Raw genomic sequence first — 13800 nt, forward strand, 5'->3', positions numbered from 1 at the left:
GCGTCCGCTGGCCGGCGGGGCCAAGACGGGGCAACCCATGAGGAGGACTGAACATGCGCCCTTCCGGCCGCGCCCTTGGCGATATGCGCCCGATCGAGATTGAAACTGAAGTCACGCGCTATGCGGAAGGCTCATGCTTGATCAAATGCGGCGAGACTCACGTCATTTGTACGGCGACAGTGGAGGAGCGTGTTCCGCCATTCCTGAAGAACAGCGGCAAAGGTTGGGTGACGGCTGAGTATGGCATGCTACCGCGGGCGACCCACAGCCGTATGCGCCGTGAAGCCAAGAATGGTCAAAGCGGAAGAACGCAGGAAATTCAGCGACTTATTGGTCGTTCGCTCCGTGCTGGAGTTGATTTTCAGGCGCTCGGCGAGCGTCAGATTCAAATCGACTGTGATGTGATCCAGGCTGACGGCGGAACGCGCTGCGCCTCCATCACCGGCGGCTGGGTCGCGCTGAGTCTCGCGGTCAAAAAGCTCATGGCAGCCGGTCTGGTAAAGACCAATCCGATCCTCGATCATGTCGCCGCTGTCAGTTGCGGGATCTACGCGGGCCAACCCGTAGTGGACCTCGACTATGCAGAAGACAGCGAAGCGGGCACCGATGGCAATTTCGTGATGACCGGCTCCGGCAGACTGATTGAGGTTCAGGCAAGCGCAGAGGGCGCAACTTTTGCGCGTTCTGAGCTGGACGCGTTGATGGATCTCGCTGAGGCAGGCGTCGCTCAGTTGGTCGCAGCACAGAAGTCCGCCGTGGAGGCGTAGTAGTTGCGCAAGTTTGACGACAACAAGCTGGTTATCGCGACCCACAATGCTGGCAAGCTGCGGGAGATCTCTACTCTCTTGGCTCCTTTTGAGGTTGATGTTGTTAGCGCGGGTTCGCTTGGTTTGGAAGAACCTGAAGAGACTGAAACCACCTTTGTCGGCAACGCGCGTATCAAGGCGCACTTCGCGGCCAAGGCATCCAACCTGCCTGCTCTCGCGGACGATAGCGGTATCGAGGTGGATGCCCTTGGCGGCAGGCCCGGTGTGTTTACTGCCGACTGGGCCGAAACGCCGGACGGCAGAGATTTCGTTCTCGCGATGACCAAAGTTTGGGAGGAATGTGAGAGTATCTCTGCTCCCGAGCCGAGATTGGCGAGGTTTAAGGCCACGCTCTGCCTGGCGTGGCCCGACGGGCATGACGAAGTGTTTGAAGGCGTGGCAGTGGGCCAGCTCGTTTGGCCGTTGCGCGGTGATCGCGGCTTTGGGTTTGATCCCATGTTCCTGCCAGAAGGCCAGAACCTGACCTTTGGCGAAATGGCGCCAGAGCAAAAGGCACCGCTTGCGCACCGCACCAAGGCCTTCGAAAAACTCGTTGCAGGTTGTTTTGCTCGCTGACTGGCAGCACGGCGGCTTCGGCCTGTACATCCACTGGCCGTTCTGCGCCGCCAAGTGCCCGTACTGCGATTTCAACTCGCACGTTTCCTCTAGGATTGATCACGCCGCGTGGCGGGAAGCCTATCTGAGAGAGATCGCCCGTATCGGGAGCGAAACCGAAGGGCGCGTGCTCAACTCTGTTTACTTCGGTGGCGGCACACCCTCGCTCATGGAGCCCGATACGGTGGCTGCAATCCTCGCCGAGATCGGCCTGTATTGGCCAAGAGCCAATGACATCGAGATAACACTCGAGGCAAACCCGTCCTCAGTCGAAGCTCGGCGTTTTGCAGGCTATGCAGAGGCCGGCGTGAACCGGGTGTCCCTTGGGGTACAGTCCCTTCGTGACGACGACCTTCGGGCGCTGGGTAGACTGCATGATGTGGCACAAGCCAAGACTGCGCTTTCAGTGGCAAAGTCTCATTTCAATCGTGTGAGTTTTGATTTGATCTACGCCCGGCAACATCAGACCTTCGATGCATGGAAGGAAGAACTAGATGAGGCGCTTGAGCTCTCTGCAGATCATCTCTCGCTCTATCAGCTGACCATCGAACCCGGCACCGCATTCGGTGATCGCTATGCTGTCGGAAAGCTCAGGGGGCTGCCTGATGACGACCTCGGGGCGGACATGTATGAGCTAACTCAAGAGATAACTTCTAGCGTTGGATTGTCAGCCTATGAAGTCTCTAACTATGCTGAAAACGGGTCTGAATCGCGGCATAATCTCATTTACTGGAGGTATGGCGACTATGCGGGTATTGGCCCAGGAGCTCACGGAAGGCTCACGCTCGATGGGCAGAAATTGGCGACGGTTGCATCAACAATGCCCTCGTCTTGGTTGACAAAACAGGCTGAGGGATCTGTAGAGTCGCGCGAGGTGATTTCTGGTGCCGAGCAGGCGTCTGAGTACCTCATGATGGGCCTTCGGATTAATGACGGTATTTCGCTTGAGCGATTTGAGGCTTTAGGTGGCATAGCCCTCCAAAAGACCAAACTTCTCGACCTAGTCAACGAAGGGCTCATAGTGGTGCAGGGAGACCGGACTCGGGCCACCCAACGCGGCAGAATGGTGCTCAATGCCGTGATCCGCGAGCTCATGGTCTAGCATGCGTGCCCTGTGGGGACTCGCTGGATCCCTCGCGCTTCTATTGGGCTTGCTAGGGGTGATACTACCTTTGCTTCCGACAGTTCCGTTCGTTCTGCTGGCCGCATTCTGTTTCGCGCGTTCGTCAGATCGGCTTCACCGCTGGCTTGTCAGCCACCGATCCTTTGGGCCGATGATTGAGAACTGGCAGAGCAAAGGCACAATTGGCCGTTCAGCGAAAATTGCGGTAACGCTGTCGGTTGTAGTGGTATTCAGCATCTCTGTTGGCTTTCAGCTTGCCTCGGAAATCCTGATTATTCAGTGCGTTATCTTAAGCTGCGTCATGCTGTTTATCTGGACACGTCCAGAGGCGTAGCTGTCAGAAGGCGGCAAAGGGCGTCCAGATCATCCAAATCTCGGTAGGACAGTATCATTTTACCAGATCCGTTCGCGGCATGCTCTATTGAGACTTTAAAACCAAGGTTAGCCGAAAGGTCATTCTCCAGCGCTTGGGTGTCTGCATCTTTCGATGGTCTTGGCTTTGCTTGCCGTTTTGACTGGGCACCACCTTTGGCTAGTTTCTCAGTGTCGCGAACCGACAGCCCTTTCTGGACGACCGTGCGAGCGAGTTCAGAGGCATTTTCGGAGGTGATAAGTGCGCGGGCATGTCCGGATGAAAGCCGGCCGTCTCGAAGCAATCGCTGAACGTCTTCCGGCAACTGAAGGAGCCGCATGAGGTTGGCCAGGTGGCTCCTGCTTTTGCCCAGTGCTTTAGCCAAATGTTCTTGTGTGTGGCCGAACCGCTCGACCAGTTGGCGATATCCATGGGCTTCATCGATCGGGTTGAGATCTTTGCGTTGGATGTTTTCGACGATTGCGACTTCCAGCACTTCTTCATCCGAAAAGTCGCGGATGATTACCGGCACCTCATGCAGCTGCGCCATTTGCGCCGCCCGCCACCTTCGCTCGCCCGCTACAATCTGGTAAGTACCTGATTTAGATGAATTTTCACGAACTATGAGAGGCTGGATGATGCCGTGCTCGCGGATCGAGTCGGCCAGCTCCTGCAGTGGTTCCATTTCAAAATCGCGGCGAGGTTGCTCCGGGTTCGGCTCAACACGCTCTATCGGCAGTCGGCGCTCAGCTGCTGTCGGCACAGAAGAGCTATCATCCCTCGGAGCGACATCGGCCATCAAGGCAGACAATCCACGGCCCAGGCCTCTCTTTTTCTCAGCCATTTCTGTTCCCCCTACTGTGCCGGCCGACCCAGCAGTTCTTTTGCCAGGTCTCGATAGGCGATACTGCCTTTTGACGAAGGATCGTAGTCAAGCACCGGCATAGCAAAACTCGGCGCCTCGCTGACCCGCACATTGCGCGGAATACGTGTTTGGAAGACCAGATCCCCGAGCGCTTCGCGGGCATCGTCATCAACCTGTTGCGAGAGATTGTTTCGCATATCGAACATCGTAAGGACGACACCCTCAATCCGTAGATTGGGATTTGCTGTCTCCCGAACCTCACGAAGGGTCAGCATGAGCTGCGAAAGTCCCTCGAGTGCATAGAACTCAGATTGAAGCGGTACTAGCACGGAATCTGCGGCGATCATTGCGTTAACCGTCAGAAGGTTTAACGAAGGCGGACAGTCGATTAGAATGTAGTCGAGCGAGTAGCGGTCGATTTCTGGTTGTCGGAGAGCGTCATGGAGCAGGTGGCTGCGGCGCTCGTTGGCAACCAATTCAATATCGGCCGAACTAAGATCCGTTGTCGCAGGTGCGAGCAGTAGGTTGTCAACATCTGTGGCGAGAACTACGTCACGAAGCGGCGCGTCATCCAGCAGCAGATCATAAGTTGTTCTCTTACGATCAATCGGTTCGACCCCGAGACCGGTAGATGCGTTTCCCTGTGGATCGAGATCCACAATTAGCACCGCCTTGCCCTCTGCGGCCAAAGCCGCCCCAAGATTTATGGCCGTCGTTGTCTTGCCAACGCCGCCTTTCTGGTTGGCGACAGCGATGATCTTTGGTCCCTTGGGGCGGGTGGGATCAGACACGAGCTATGTTTCCTACTGTGAGAAGAGCGCCGTATGGGTCGGTTTCGCTTGTGTGTTTCTGAACGTCGAACGACCAGGTTTCAAGTGCCGTGGCAATCTCTTGATCGTGTTTCGTACCCTTCAAAAAGAGGCCAGTGCCGCCAGGTGTTAGATGCCGCTCGGCATACTCAATTAGTATCGCTAGTGGTGCCAAAGCGCGCGCCGAGACAACAGAAGCGCCGACAGGAGGCAGTGACTCCACTCGTTCCGCGTGAATCCTTCCGTTGATGCCCGTTTCACGGATTACCGTTGCAAGAAACGTGCATTTTCGTTGGTCGGACTCGATGAACTGGAAATTGAGCTGCGGGCGTGTTTCATGTGCCAGTAGCGCACAGATAAGTCCCGGGAAGCCACCACCCGTCCCAATATCTAGCCAAATTCCCTTATCGGGCCCATAGGCCAGCACTTGTGCCGAATCGAGAAAGTGCCTCCGCCATAGGTCGGGCAGCGTGTTGGGCGCTACCAGGTTGATGGCTCTGTTCCACCTACTCAGAAGCGTGGCGTAGATGTCCAACTTGGCCGTTGTTTCACGTGAAACATCAAGCTGAGCCAGCGTAGCTTCCCGGGTCACGAGGCTTTCCGCTTCTCGTCGCGGCGCAAGCGGGCGAGAATCAAACCCAATCCAGCAGGAGTCATCCCACCTATCCGCGACGCTTGCCCTAAAGAATTCGGTCGTGCCGCATTCAGTTTCATCTTCAACTCGTTGGAGAGGCCCTCAAGGTCATTGTAGTCGAAGTCGGAAGGAATGGTGCGGTTCTCATCACGCTCTAAAGCTGCAACGTCTTGTTCCTGCCGCGAAATATAGTTCTGATAAAGAGCGTCCCGTTCAACCTGTACGGCAATGTCATGCTCAACCAACGCCAACTCAGGCGCATATGAATGCAGTTTCTGAATCGAGGCATCCGGAAGACCAAGGGCCTCAAGACCACTACGCCGTGGGCCATCAGCGTTAACACGAAAACCCGCCTCCGAAAGCTCCCGGGACGAAAAGCTCACTTCTCCCAAATTGCGCCGAGTCTTCTCAATCGCGTCCATTTTCACCGAAAACGCTGAGTGTCTTTGGTCACTCACGCATCCAATCTCACGCCCCATAGGAGTGAGACGCTGATCGGCGTTATCCGCGCGCAACGACAACCGGAACTCAGCGCGCGACGTGAACATGCGGTACGGCTCAGCTATACCCTGTGTCGTCAGGTCATCAATCATTACGCCGATGTAGGACTTCGCCCGCCCGAATGTGATCGGCTCTTCGTCCGCTGCGCGTCTAGCGGCATTCAGACCGGCAACCAGCCCTTGCGCAGCAGCTTCTTCGTATCCAGTCGTCCCGTTGATCTGTCCCGCAAGGTAGAGGTTCTTAAGAGCCCGAAGCTCTAGAGACGCAGCCAACGACCGGGGATCAATATAGTCGTATTCGATGGCATAGCCTGGCTGGAGTATCTTCACATTCTCAAGTCCGGCGATCGACCGAACATAGTCCTCCTGCACCTCTTCCGGCAGCGAAGTTGAAATACCGTTGGGATAGACCGTCGGATCGTCCAACCCCTCCGGCTCAAGGAATACCTGATGTGAGTCCTTCGCGGCGAACCTAACCACTTTATCCTCGATCGAAGGACAGTATCGCGGACCAACGCCTTCAATATGCCCGCCATACATCGCGCTGCGATGGAGGTTTTCGTTTATGATCTCGTGTGTACGAGCGTTTGTGTACGTAATCCCGCAGGAAACTTGCCGCGCCAATGGCTCCTTAGAGAGAAAAGAGAAGAGCACCGGATCGTCGTCGCCAGGCTGAGATTCAAGCTCGTCCCAGTTAATGGTACGGCCATCGAGACGCGGCGGTGTTCCGGTCTTAAGGCGCCCGAGAGGCAACTCGAGAGCGGCGAGTTGTTCCGCAAGCATCTGAGACCGATCAGCACCCATTCGACCACCGGGGAATGACTTATCACCAATGTGGATTGTGCCGCGAAGAAAAGTTCCCGTGGTCAGTACAACCGCCGCGGACCGAAGATTTGAGCCATCGCCCAAAACCACGCCTGAAACTTCACCGCTCTCTATGACCAAGCCAGCGACCTCGGCTTCGATCACGCTGAGTAGCGGCGTGCTGCTGATGGCAGCAGCCATCGCTTGTCGGTAGAGTTTCCGGTCCGCCTGAGCGCGTGGACCCTGAACCGCCGGCCCCTTCTTTCTGTTCAGAAGCCGAAACTGGATTCCGGCCGCATCAGCCACTCGCCCCATCAAACCATCGAGGGCATCGATCTCGCGAACGAGATGCCCCTTTCCCAAACCCCCAATTGCCGGGTTGCACGACATGACCCCGAGATCACTGGATCGCAATGTGACCAAAGCCGTGCGCGCACCCATTCTAGCGGCGGCATGGGCAGCATCCGCACCGGCGTGACCACCGCCAACTACGATGACATCGAAATCATGTTTCACGTGAAACACTCCTACTTGCCGATACAAAAGCTTGAGAAGATTTCGCCCAGCAGGTCCTCTACACCAATTCGCCCTGTAAGGGCTTCAATGCGGCGCAATGCTGTCCGAAGTTCTTCCGCTGCCAGCTCCGCCCGCCCTGGACCAGCTTCTACCTCGATTCGAGAGGCCCGCAAAGCCGCGGCCGCATCTTCAAGAGTGGAACGATGGCGGGCCCGGGTAGCAGTTGTTAGAGCAGGGACACGGACCTCGAGCTCCCGCTCGATACGAGCGAGTAGATCGTCTACGCCTTGGCCAGTTAAACCAGATAACGGTAAGCCTTCACTAGCCTCTCCACCCAAATCCGACTTGGGACGAACAAGGATGTCTCCATCCTGAAACGCCAAACCTTCGATCTCTCCAAGAAAAATGCGAAGGTCGGCAGCGGATGCGCGTGCCTTTGCACGCTCCACACCGATCGCCTCGACGTGATCAATAGTTTCTCGCAGCCCCGCTGTGTCAAGCAGTGTAACCGGTAATCCAGCTACATCCATTCGCACTTCGATGACATCTCGGGTCGTTCCGGCAATCTCAGAAGTAATGGCAGCATCGCGCCCCGCCAAACGATTCAGCAAGGTCGACTTGCCCGTGTTCGGTGCTCCCACGATCGCAACTTCGAACCCTTGGCGGACCCGCTCCGCCCCCTTCACTCCTTGTGCCTCGGCATCGAACTCCGAGGCAAGAATATCAACTAACTCCAGCACCTCAGCACTTGTGTCTTCCGGAACCTCCTCATCCGCAAAGTCGATCATGGCCTCGAGAAGGGCAGCGGCACGCACCAGTCGGCTTCGCCACCCTTCCACTTTGGTACCCAATGCTCCGGCAAAAACTGCCTGTGCTGACCGTCGCTGCGCTTCAGTTTCCGCGTCTATCAGATCCGCAAGGCCTTCCACTTGAGCCAAGTCCAACTGATCGTTCTCAAGCGCACGCTTGGTGAACTCGCCTGCCTCCGCCAATCGGATATCAGGCAGAGAAACCAACTCCGTAATCAGCGCCCTAACCACTGCAACCGAACCGTGAGTTTGCAGCTCAACAACCGCTTCCCCGGTGAAACTGGCTCCAGACTCAAAAACGAGCACCACTGCCGTATCGAGGATTCCATCTGAGCTCCGCAAGGGCATCAACGTTGCGCGTCGCGGCTCGGGAGCACGTCCAGCCAGATGCTGAAGCGCCGCAATTGCAGAAGGGCCCGAGATACGAATTACCGCAACCCCCGCACGGCCGGCCGCGGTGGCTTCAGCAACAATGGTATCCATGTTTAACTCTTTGATTTTCCTGATGTATCAGGTGTTCATGGAGTCGAAGAACTCAGCGTTGCTCTTGGTCTGCTTAAGCTTGCCTATAAGGAACTCAATCGCATCGGTGGTGCCCATAGGATTGAGAATGCGGCGAAGCACGAAGGTCTTTTGGAGGTCTTTCGAGTCGACCAGAAGATCCTCTTTCCGAGTGCCGGACTTGAGGATGTCCATCGCCGGGAACACGCGCTTGTCGGCTACTTTCCGGTCGAGAACGATTTCGGAGTTACCGGTGCCTTTGAACTCTTCAAAGATCACCTCGTCCATGCGCGAACCGGTATCGATCAGGGCCGTAGCAATGATCGTCAGCGAGCCACCTTCTTCAATATTCCGGGCAGCGCCGAAGAACCGCTTGGGGCGCTGGAGCGCGTTGGCATCCACACCACCGGTGAGCACCTTACCGGAGGAAGGAACCACCGTGTTGAAGGCACGGCCCAGGCGCGTAATCGAGTCCAGCAGGATAACCACGTCCCGCTTATGCTCCACCAGGCGCTTGGCTTTTTCGATCACCATTTCTGACACAGCCACGTGGCGAGTGGCGGGCTCGTCGAAGGTAGAGGAAATCACCTCACCCTTCACCGAGCGCTGCATGTCGGTAACCTCCTCCGGGCGCTCGTCGATCAGCAGAACAATCAGGTAGCACTCGGGGTGGTTCGTCTCGATGGAATGCGCGATGTTTTGCAGCAGCACGGTCTTACCCGTCCGCGGCGGCGCCACGATAAGCGAGCGCTGGCCTTTGCCAATGGGCGACACCAGGTCGATGATCCGGGCAGACCGATCCTTGATGGTCGGATCGTCGATCTCCATGTTCAGCCGCTCGTCGGGGTAAAGCGGCGTCAGGTTGTCGAAGTTGATCTTGTGCCGGGCCTTCTCGGGCTCTTCGAAATTGATCTGCGTGACCTTCGTCATGCAGAAATAGTTTTCGTTGTCGCCGGGTGCCTTAATAAAGCCTTCCACGGTGTCGCCGGTGCGCAGCCCGTGCTGGCGGATCATCTCTGGCGAAACGTAGATGTCATCGGGACCGGGCAGGTAGTTGGCCTCTGGCGACCGTAGAAACCCGAAACCGTCCTGCAGCACGTCGAGAACACCATCGCCGGAAATGTCCCAGCCTTCCTCCGCGCGTTCCTTCAGGATGGCGAACATCATGTCGCCCTTGCGCATGGTGGAGGCGTTATCGATCTCCAACTCCTCAGCCATCGACAGAAGGTCGGCAGGCGTTTTGGATTTGAGATCGTAGAGAGAGAGTTGCGGCTGGGTCATGAACAGGCCTTCGCTGCGCAGACCGCAGATCTGCTGCGGGGCGCGAAATGTAGTAACTGGAGGATCCACGGCCAGAACGGCCACTTAGGACGGTGAGATAAGCCGCAGGCCGCTTTGAGTCAAGCGTACCTCAGAAGGGACGGACAACGACAGCGACAACGATGATGATAAGCAGAAGCGTGGGTACTTCGTTCATCATTCGATAGGTGCGGCCGGAAATGACATTGGCGCCATTGGCAAAATCCTTCCGCCGCTTTCCCAACCAGTGGTGAAACCAAGTAAGGCCCCCAACCGAGGCGAACTTCGCATAGGGCCAGATTGCCCACCAATCAATGATCCCGGGGGTCAGCGCGAGCATGATGCCCAAGATCCAAGTCGCGATCATGGCAGGGTTCATGATGACCCGCAGCAGCTTCAGCTCCATCATTTGGAGCATCTCGTCCGAATGTACCTGCTCAACGCCCTTCTCTGCATGATGTACAAACAAGCGGGGAAGGTAGAAGATACCTGCCATCCAAGAGATGACGGCAAGAATATGGAGCGCTTTGGTCCAAGGATAGCACCACGTAAGAAAGTCTGAGAGCACAGGTCACCTCCTCGCACCCTTCAATAATAAAATAGAATCTTAAGAAAGGTTGTTTTTGTAGTAGGGGCTGGGGATATGGGGATTACTCGGTTTTCCACAGATCCACACACAGAGAGTATCCATGCGATCGAGAACTGACTAATGAAACATTACTCAATGATTCCAGTCATATAAGAACTCAACACATGGAGAACTCGTGGGCACACTCGGGGGCGAACCGCCACGATCATGAGTTATCCAGAACGCAAGTGAAGTGTTCTCCTCATGGGGACGAAACCTGACTCCGAGTTGACAAGTGGGTCGTCTACCACCCGGTTGCTCCCTCTCCCAAAACCGGCCACATCGGAGTCACACCCTACACTCAGAGTCATCCCCGAGGTTATCCACATGACAACATCGCTTCTCTTGGCATCAGGGTCAGAGATCCGAGCGACCTTGCTTCGGAATGCATGCGTACCGTTTGATATAGAAGCACCGAGAGTCGACGAGGGGGCACTGAGGGCGGGACTTGAAGCTGAAGGCGCCAAGGCCCGGGACATCGCCGATGCACTCGCAGAGATGAAAGCTGCCAAGATTGCCAGCAAGCGACCTGATCGAATGGTTCTCGGCTGTGATCAGGTGCTTGAGTTTGACGGGAATATCCTCGCCAAGCCGGGGAGCGTCGAGGAGGCAATTCGCCAACTCACCGCGATGGCAGGGCAAACACACCGGCTTCTGTCGGCGGCCGTCATCTACGAGAACGGAGCGCCAATCTGGCGGCATGTCGGTGTCGTCCGTATGCACATGCGCCCTCTGTCGCCGGCGTACATCGAAGACTACGTTGCCCGTACCTGGGACAGCATCCGCTGGTGCGCAGGCGGCTACCAGCTCGAGCAAGAGGGTGCGCGGCTCTTTGCCCGCGTCGAGGGGGACTATTTCAATGTGCTGGGATTGCCGTTATTGGAACTGCTGAACTATCTGGCGATCAAGGGTGTGATCCCGACATGACGGAGAAGATACCGCTGGCTGGCGTGATCGGCTCGCCGATCGCCCACTCGCGTTCCCCTGCACTTCACAGGCATTGGCTCGAGGCACTTGGTCTTCTGGGCCACTACATCCCGATGGATGTCAGCCATGAGAACCTCGAAGAGGTACTGCGTGTTCTTCCCAAAATGGGCTTCGTGGGGTGCAACATCACGATCCCACATAAGGTCGCGGCACTGAACTTGGCAGATGCTGTCAGCGACCGCGCAGCCCTGATCGGGTCTGCAAACACGCTGATCTTTCGTGATGACGGTACGATTTATGCCGATAATACAGATGGTTACGGCTTCATAGCCAATCTGAGAGCCGGCGCCCCAGGATGGTCGCCCCAAGATGGCCCAGTGGTGATCTTCGGTGCTGGCGGAGCCTGCCGGGCCGTGCTGGCCTCTCTCATTGAAGCTGGTTGCACCGACATCCGCCTTGCCAACCGCTCGCGGCCAAGAGCCGAAGCGCTCCGAACAGAGTTCGGACCAAAGATCACTGTTTTCGATTGGGTGCTGGCCGGTTCGATGATCGAAGGCGCTGCACTTATCGTTAACACCACCTCCCTTGGCATGGTCGGGAAAGCGGAGTTCAAGGTACCGCTGGACGCGCTTACTCCTGACATGGTCGTAACAGACATCGTTTACACGCCGCTTCAAACAGAGCTCCTCAAGACTGCGGCTGAAATTGGCTGCACGACGGTCGATGGGTTGGGCATGCTGATTCACCAAGGCGCCCCGGGCTTCGAACGCTGGTTTGGGCAACGACCACCCGTCACCGACAAAACCCGTGCCGCGGTGATGGGTTGGTGAGCAGACCGTTCCGAATAGGTCTTACGGGCGGTATCGGGATGGGCAAGTCGATGACCGCAAAGATGTTCGCAGATGCGGGCGTGGCGGTCTGGGACGCCGATGCCGCGGTACACCGCCTCTATGCCAAGAATGGCGCTGCCGTTCCAGAAATCGCAGCGTTGAGGCCAGAAGCCGTTGAAGGTGGCACGGTTTCGCGCCCGGCCCTCCGCGCTTGGATCGCCGAGGACGCAAGCGCACTAGCACAGATCGAAGCGCTGGTTCACCCTCTTGTACAACAGGATCGAGCCGACTTTGCCGAAACGACGGATGCCATTATCGTCCTCTTTGATATTCCCCTCCTCTTCGAGACTGGTGCAGACCAAGAGATGGATCTGACAGTCACCGTCTCGTGCAGCCCGGAAGAGCAACGCCGCCGCGTTCTTGAGCGTGGCAGCATGGACGAGCAGACTCTTGAACGTATTCTGAAAGCACAGATGCCGGATGCAGAAAAACAGGCACAAGCTGATCGGGTGATCATCACTGACACAGTGGAGAATGCGCGAGCACAAGTTGAGGCGGTTTTGGCAGAGGTCAGGAGGACAATCGATGCGTGAGATCGTACTCGACACAGAGACAACGGGGTTCGATCCGTTCAGCGGTGACCGCATCGTCGAGATCGGCGCCGTCGAACTCGTGGGCCATATGCCAACCGGCAACCACTATCACCAGTACATCAACCCGCAACGCGACATGCCCACCGAGGCCTTTGAAGTCCACGGGATCAGCGAGGAATTCCTCGCCGACAAGCCGCTTTTCGCCGCGATCGCTCAGGACTTCCTGGATTTCATCGGAGACGCCAAGCTCGTCATCCACAACGCCGCCTTCGACATGAAATTCCTCAATGCCGAACTCAAATGGGTCAACAAGCCACTAATCTCCGATGACCGCGCGATCGATACCGTGGCTATGGCGCGTCGGAAATTTCCTGGTTCTCCGGCGTCGCTCGATGCGCTCTGTCGGCGGTTCGGGATTACAACCGAGCGCGAGTTGCACGGGGCATTGCTCGACAGTCAGATCTTGGCTGATGTCTATCTTGAACTCATTGGTGGTCGCCAACCCGGCTTGGTGCTCTCTGAGGCGCGTACCCAGACCAACACCACCACAGTTGACACAAACTGGCGGCCTTCACCGCGGCCGCAGCCACTTCCGCCACGGCTGACCGAAAGCGAAACCGCCACGCACCAAGCCTTCGTTGAAAAGCTAGGTGACGCGGCGGTCTGGAAACGCTTCGAGAATTAGGCGTCGGCCTTGGGCGCAGCTTCTGCGCGCTGGGCGAGTTGCTGACGGTACAGCGCCACGAAATCGATGTTTTGCAGGTTCACCGGCGGGAAGTTCCCGTCGCGGGTCACGTCAGACACGATGCGGCGAACGTAGGGGAAAATCTGCCTCGGGCACTCGATCAGCAAGAAGGGATGCAACTGGTCATCCGGAACACCATCGATCTGGAACACGGCGCCATAGTCCAACTCAAGCAGGAAGAGCGTGCTGCCGTCGGGCTTGTTCTTGCTCTCGACTTTGGTCTTCAGAGTGATTTCGTACTGGTTCTCGGTCGTGCGCTTGCGGGCATCCACCGCGACAGCGACCTGCATCTCGGGCTGGACCTCGCCCTGAATACCCTTCTGAACGACGATGTTCTCGAAAGACATGTCGCGGATGAACTGAGCAAGGATCTGCAACTGCACCTGCGGCTGCTGCTGTGGCGCGGCGGCGCCATTCTCGGGGGTGTCGGCCATCGGGCTCTCT

16 protein-coding genes are annotated in these 13800 nt (G+C 56.9%); 8 read left to right on the forward strand and 8 right to left on the reverse strand.

Going from position 1 to position 13800, the window contains the following annotated elements; genetic code table 11:
* Positions 1-53: 53 nt before the first annotated feature.
* From rph to KUV38_RS16680, 4 genes are read left to right on the forward strand one after another with little or no spacing between them, the layout of a single operon-like run.
* Positions 54-767, forward strand: a complete 714-nt coding sequence (gene rph, locus KUV38_RS16665; RefSeq protein ID WP_222471336.1) for a ribonuclease PH — start codon at positions 54-56, stop codon at positions 765-767.
* 3 nt (positions 768-770) lie between these two features.
* Entirely contained in the window at positions 771-1382 is a 612-nt protein-coding gene (gene rdgB / locus KUV38_RS16670) for an RdgB/HAM1 family non-canonical purine NTP pyrophosphatase (RefSeq protein ID WP_222471337.1), read from the forward strand.
* Entirely contained in the window at positions 1327-2523 is a 1197-nt protein-coding gene (hemW, locus tag KUV38_RS16675) for a radical SAM family heme chaperone HemW (RefSeq protein WP_261385506.1), read from the forward strand. The genes rdgB and hemW overlap by 56 nt, the downstream gene beginning before the upstream one ends.
* Before the next feature lies 1 nt (position 2524).
* Entirely contained in the window at positions 2525-2878 is a 354-nt protein-coding gene (locus KUV38_RS16680; protein ID WP_222471338.1) for a YbaN family protein, read from the forward strand.
* On the opposite strand, the gene KUV38_RS16685 is transcribed toward KUV38_RS16680, so the two are convergent.
* The 7 genes from KUV38_RS16685 to hemJ all read right to left on the reverse strand — a co-directional run bounded on the left by KUV38_RS16685 (position 2853) and on the right by hemJ (position 10201).
* Positions 2853-3740: a ParB/RepB/Spo0J family partition protein gene (locus tag KUV38_RS16685; RefSeq protein WP_222471339.1), complete on the reverse strand. Its 888-nt coding sequence runs from the start codon at positions 3738-3740 to the stop codon at positions 2853-2855. The two genes, KUV38_RS16680 and KUV38_RS16685, sit on opposite strands and share 26 nt — an antisense overlap.
* An 11-nt stretch (positions 3741-3751) precedes the next feature.
* On the reverse strand, positions 3752-4552 hold the full coding sequence (locus KUV38_RS16690) for a ParA family protein (RefSeq protein ID WP_222471340.1): 801 nt from the start codon (positions 4550-4552) through the stop codon (positions 3752-3754).
* Entirely contained in the window at positions 4545-5162 is a 618-nt protein-coding gene (gene rsmG, locus KUV38_RS16695; RefSeq protein WP_222471341.1) for a 16S rRNA (guanine(527)-N(7))-methyltransferase RsmG, read from the reverse strand. Before rsmG ends, KUV38_RS16690 begins: the two co-directional genes overlap by 8 nt.
* The gene (gene mnmG / locus KUV38_RS16700; protein ID WP_222471342.1) at positions 5159-7024 is read right to left on the reverse strand and encodes a tRNA uridine-5-carboxymethylaminomethyl(34) synthesis enzyme MnmG; all 1866 of its coding nucleotides are present in this window, start codon (positions 7022-7024) and stop codon (positions 5159-5161) included. The genes rsmG and mnmG overlap by 4 nt, the downstream gene beginning before the upstream one ends.
* 11 nt (positions 7025-7035) lie before the next feature.
* Entirely contained in the window at positions 7036-8316 is a 1281-nt protein-coding gene (gene mnmE / locus KUV38_RS16705; RefSeq protein WP_222471343.1) for a tRNA uridine-5-carboxymethylaminomethyl(34) synthesis GTPase MnmE, read from the reverse strand.
* Between the two features lie 27 nt (positions 8317-8343).
* Entirely contained in the window at positions 8344-9615 is a 1272-nt protein-coding gene (gene rho, locus KUV38_RS16710) for a transcription termination factor Rho (protein WP_222471646.1), read from the reverse strand.
* A 130-nt stretch (positions 9616-9745) separates the two neighbouring features.
* The gene (hemJ, locus tag KUV38_RS16715; RefSeq protein ID WP_222471344.1) at positions 9746-10201 is read right to left on the reverse strand and encodes a protoporphyrinogen oxidase HemJ; all 456 of its coding nucleotides are present in this window, start codon (positions 10199-10201) and stop codon (positions 9746-9748) included.
* Between the two features lie 387 nt (positions 10202-10588).
* Between hemJ and KUV38_RS16720 the strand changes: the two genes are divergently transcribed.
* The 4 genes from KUV38_RS16720 to dnaQ are packed head-to-tail and all read left to right on the forward strand — an operon-like array spanning position 10589 to position 13296.
* Entirely contained in the window at positions 10589-11188 is a 600-nt protein-coding gene (locus KUV38_RS16720; protein ID WP_222471345.1) for a Maf family protein, read from the forward strand.
* On the forward strand, positions 11185-12018 hold the full coding sequence (locus KUV38_RS16725) for a shikimate dehydrogenase (protein ID WP_222471346.1): 834 nt from the start codon (positions 11185-11187) through the stop codon (positions 12016-12018). The genes KUV38_RS16720 and KUV38_RS16725 overlap by 4 nt, the downstream gene beginning before the upstream one ends.
* On the forward strand, positions 12015-12611 hold the full coding sequence (gene coaE, locus KUV38_RS16730; RefSeq protein WP_315898651.1) for a dephospho-CoA kinase: 597 nt from the start codon (positions 12015-12017) through the stop codon (positions 12609-12611). The genes KUV38_RS16725 and coaE overlap by 4 nt, the downstream gene beginning before the upstream one ends.
* Positions 12604-13296: a DNA polymerase III subunit epsilon gene (gene dnaQ, locus KUV38_RS16735; protein ID WP_222471348.1), complete on the forward strand. Its 693-nt coding sequence runs from the start codon at positions 12604-12606 to the stop codon at positions 13294-13296. Before coaE ends, dnaQ begins: the two co-directional genes overlap by 8 nt.
* Here dnaQ and secB read toward each other — a convergent pair.
* Positions 13293-13790 carry a protein-export chaperone SecB gene (gene secB / locus KUV38_RS16740; protein ID WP_222471349.1) on the reverse strand — a complete coding sequence of 166 codons (498 nt, stop codon included), beginning with the start codon at positions 13788-13790 and terminating at the stop codon, positions 13293-13295. The two genes, dnaQ and secB, sit on opposite strands and share 4 nt — an antisense overlap.
* Between the last annotated feature and the right edge of the window lie 10 nt (positions 13791-13800).

The sequence above is a fragment of the Vannielia litorea genome, from assembly GCF_019801175.1.
In the GTDB taxonomy this organism is placed as follows: Bacteria; Pseudomonadota; Alphaproteobacteria; order Rhodobacterales; family Rhodobacteraceae; genus Vannielia; species Vannielia litorea_B.

Coding starts and splice junctions, on each gene's coding strand:
- rph (WP_222471336.1), top strand. CDS start 54: ATGCGCCCTTCCGGCCGCGCCCTTGGCGATATGCGCCCGATCGAGATT.
- KUV38_RS16680 (WP_222471338.1), top strand. CDS start 2,525: ATGCGTGCCCTGTGGGGACTCGCTGGATCCCTCGCGCTTCTATTGGGC.
- KUV38_RS16685 (WP_222471339.1), bottom strand. CDS start 3,740: ATGGCTGAGAAAAAGAGAGGCCTGGGCCGTGGATTGTCTGCCTTGATG.
- mnmE (WP_222471343.1), bottom strand. CDS start 8,316: ATGGATACCATTGTTGCTGAAGCCACCGCGGCCGGCCGTGCGGGGGTT.
- rho (WP_222471646.1), bottom strand. CDS start 9,615: ATGACCCAGCCGCAACTCTCTCTCTACGATCTCAAATCCAAAACGCCT.
- KUV38_RS16720 (WP_222471345.1), top strand. CDS start 10,589: ATGACAACATCGCTTCTCTTGGCATCAGGGTCAGAGATCCGAGCGACC.
- KUV38_RS16725 (WP_222471346.1), top strand. CDS start 11,185: ATGACGGAGAAGATACCGCTGGCTGGCGTGATCGGCTCGCCGATCGCC.
- dnaQ (WP_222471348.1), top strand. CDS start 12,604: ATGCGTGAGATCGTACTCGACACAGAGACAACGGGGTTCGATCCGTTC.
- secB (WP_222471349.1), bottom strand. CDS start 13,790: ATGGCCGACACCCCCGAGAATGGCGCCGCCGCGCCACAGCAGCAGCCG.